Raw genomic sequence first — 2,892 nt, 5'->3', positions numbered from 1 at the left:
GACTCAGGTGCGACTGGAGCTCAGCCGTGTGCTCTTCCGTCCCCGCTTCGGCCGCTGGCGCTGGCGGCCGAGGCCGGCTGGCGCGCGGTCGACCGCGCCTGCTGGCGCAACTATGCGGAGGTGGTCGCGATCAGCCGGACGGTGCGGGAGCGGATCGAGGCCGGCGGCCTCTGGCCCGCCGGGCGCGCCCGCATCCTCTACCCCGGGATCGACGTGGCGCGGATCGGCCCCGGCCGGCCGGCGGAGGCCTATTTCCTGGTCGCCGGGCGGATCATGTGGACCAAGAACCTGCCCCTCGCGCTGGAGGCCTTCGCCCGCGCGAAGCCCCGCCTGCCGGGATGGCGGCTTGTCCTCGCCGGCATGGTGGACGACAAGAGCCGCGCCCATGCCGAGGCCCTGATGGCCCGCGGCCGGGAGATCGGCGATGTGGAATTCCGCATCGGCGCCACGGATGCGGAGATGCGGGACCTTTACGAAGGCTGCGGTGCGCTGCTGTTCACCGCCTTCAACGAGGATTGGGGCCTGACCCCGATCGAGGCGATGGCGGCCGGCCGGCCGGTCGTGGCGGTGGACCGCGGCGGCCCCCGCGAATCCGTGGTACATGGCGCGACGGGCTTCCTCGTGGCCGACGACCCGGATGCCTTCGCCGCCCGCATGGTGGAACTGGCGCGCGACCCCGCTTTGTGCGAACGGCTTGGGGCCGCGGGCCGGGAACGCGCGCGGCTGTTCACATGGGATGCCTTCGTCGCGGGTCTCGACGCGACGGTCGAGGGAATGGTCGAGAAGGACAGGGAGAGACGCAGGGCATGATCTCGCGCAAGCGCGTGCTGGTGACCGGCGGGGCCGGCTTCATCGGGTCCCATCTTTGCGAACGCCTGCTCGCGCAGGGGCACCAGGTGCTCTGCGTGGACAACTACTTCACCGGCACGCGCGACAACATTGCGCACCTGTTGTCGCACCCGCAGTTCGAGGCGATGCGCCACGACGTGACCTTCCCGCTCTATGTGGAAGTTGACGAGATCTACAACCTCGCCTGCCCGGCATCCCCGGTGCACTACCAGTTCGACCCGGTGCAGACGACCAAGACGTCCATCTCCGGCGCGCTCAACGTGCTCGGCCTCGCCAAGCGGCTGAAGGCCAAGGTGCTGCAGGCCTCCACCAGCGAGGTCTATGGCGACCCGGAGGTGCATCCGCAGACCGAGGACTACCGCGGCTCCGTCAACCCGCTCGGGCCCCGTGCCTGCTACGACGAAGGCAAGCGCTGCGCCGAGACGCTGTTCTTCGACTACCGGCGCCAGCACAACGTCCGCATCAAGGTCGCGCGCATCTTCAACACCTATGGCCCGCGCATGCATCCGAACGACGGGCGCGTGGTGTCGAACTTCATCGTCCAGGCGCTGTCGGGCAAGCCGGTGACGATCTACGGCGAGGGCACGCAGACCCGCGCCTTCTGCTTCGTGGACGACCTGGTCGACGGGCTGATGCGGCTGATGGCCACGGACGACGAGGTGACGGGCCCGGTCAACCTCGGCAACCCGCACGAGATCACCGTGCGGGAACTGGCCGACCGGGTGCTGGCGCTGTGCGGCGATTCGTCGCTGCTGGAAAAGCGCCCCCTGCCGCAGGATGATCCGGTGCGCCGCTGCCCGGACATCAGCCTCGCCAAGCGCCTGCTCGGCTGGGAGCCGAAGGTGCCGCTCGAGGATGGGCTACGCCGCACCGTCGCCTATTTCGACCAGCGGCTACGCCAGGCGGGCTGACCCCGCGCGGCGTCAGCAGGTGGCCGGCAGGCGCCAGCGCTCGAGCACGAGGCCGACTGGCGCCTGATGGTCCGCCGGCGCGCCCCCGGCCGCCGCCAGCGCGCCGCGCGCCAGATGCAGGGTGGAGAAGGCGGGATCGTCCGCCACCACCGGCGGCACCGGCCTTGTGACGAGCCAGGCGCCGGACGCGCCGGCCAGCCGCGCGCAGAGATCACTCGCGGTGACGACGGCCCCGGGGGCCAGCAGTTCGGCCGAGCGGGCCTCGAGCGGGGAGGTCGCGGGCAGCAGCAGCATGGGCGGCGGCGGCTCGCCGCGCATCGCGAAGGCCGCGCGCAGCGAGAGCCATGCGAAGACGCTGTCGGTGACCAGCAGCGCCTCGCCCGGCGCGCGGCGTTCCGCGAGCAGCGCGGCGGCGCCGTTCCAGTCCTCCCGCGTCTGCGGCAGCAGGTGGAAGCGCAGCGCGCCGAAGGCGTGCAGCGCCAGCAGCAGCGCGGCGGCCACTGCGAAGGCGCGGCGCGGCAGGCGCGCCATGCCCGCCGCGATGGCAGCGGCGAGCGGGGCGAGGAGGAACAGCACCGTCCGGTCGATCATCACCGGCCAGCGCTGGCTCAACAGCGGAAACAGCAGCCCGGCGCCGACCAGCAGCGCGACGAGCGCGACCCGTTCCGCCCGCCCCGCGCCGCGCGCGAGGAGAGCCAGGACCAGGCTCCCCGCGGAGAGCGCGAGCGTCAGCGCCGACAGGGGCGATTGGAACGGCGCCACCAATTCCCGCGCATAGAGCAGCGCAGCGTCGCCGAGGCCTGGCGGGGCGATCCAGCGCGTGACGAAGGCGCCTTCCCCCGCATGGCCGATCGCCCAGAGGATGGGTGCGGAGGAAAGCGCCAGCGCCAGCGCATCCGCGGCCGCGAGCCGCGCCAGCCCGCGCGCGAGGCCGGCACCGCCCAGCACGAGCGCCACGAGGACAAAGAGGTTGAGCGCCAGGTTCGCGATCGCCGCCGTATGGTGCAGCCAGAGCATCCCGCCCTGCGCGAGCGCGAGCGCCGCCCCCGCCGCGATGCCGCCCCGCCCCGCCCGCGCGGCGAGCACGAGCCGCAGCGCCGCCTGCAGCGCGCAGCAGAACAGCAGGAACAGC

The 2,892-nt window shown here is 72.7% G+C and carries 3 protein-coding genes; 2 read left to right on the top strand and 1 reads right to left on the bottom strand.

Annotated elements, in window-relative coordinates:
- Window positions 1–810 (top strand): glycosyltransferase family 4 protein (locus tag HW577_RS23180; protein WP_198378474.1); only part of this gene is annotated, 810 nt, incomplete at its 5' end.
- Entirely contained in the window at window positions 807–1,760 is a 954-nt protein-coding gene (locus HW577_RS23175) for a UDP-glucuronic acid decarboxylase family protein (protein ID WP_198378473.1), read from the top strand. The genes HW577_RS23180 and HW577_RS23175, both read left to right, overlap by 4 nt.
- A gap of 12 nt (window positions 1,761–1,772) precedes the next feature.
- Here HW577_RS23175 and HW577_RS23170 read toward each other — a convergent pair.
- The coding region (locus HW577_RS23170; RefSeq protein ID WP_198378472.1) for a hypothetical protein at window positions 1,773–2,892 on the bottom strand (1,120 nt) is incomplete at its 5' end.

It is taken from the genome of Neoroseomonas rubea, from assembly GCF_016106015.1.
In the GTDB taxonomy this organism is placed as follows: Bacteria; Pseudomonadota; Alphaproteobacteria; order Acetobacterales; family Acetobacteraceae; genus Neoroseomonas; species Neoroseomonas rubea.
Note: the sequence above shows the minus strand (reverse complement) of the source record. Positions and strands in the feature narration are given on the sequence as shown.

Excerpts from the sequence above, each read along its gene's own strand:
- HW577_RS23175 (WP_198378473.1), top strand. The coding sequence starts at position 807 with ATGATCTCGCGCAAGCGCGTGCTGGTGACCGGCGGGGCCGGCTTCATC.